Raw genomic sequence first — 229 nt, 5'->3', positions numbered from 1 at the left:
GAAAACAACAAATAAGCTTAGTTGACACGCCTTATTATCATTGTGTATCTCGTTGTGTTCGGCGGGCATATCTGTGTAGTGAAGATAAGCATACAGGGCAAAGCTATGAGCATAGACGTGCTTGGGTCGCCGATAAACTACAGGCATTAAGGAAGAATATAAAAGACACCCACTCAAATGGAAATAATGAGTGACTCTACTATGCTTAAATAATAATCAATAAGTTTCC

The 229-nt window shown here is 38.4% G+C and carries 1 pseudogene; it reads left to right on the top strand.

Features of this window, described 5'->3' with window-relative positions:
* Positions 1-194: pseudogene (locus MTCD1_RS21605) on the top strand (hypothetical protein); the annotation flags it as partial.
* Positions 195-229 lie beyond the last annotated feature (35 nt).

Source organism: Colwellia marinimaniae (genome assembly GCF_002207865.1).
Classification (GTDB): Bacteria; Pseudomonadota; Gammaproteobacteria; order Enterobacterales; family Alteromonadaceae; genus Colwellia; species Colwellia marinimaniae.
This window is presented reverse-complemented; position numbering and strand designations above follow the sequence as displayed.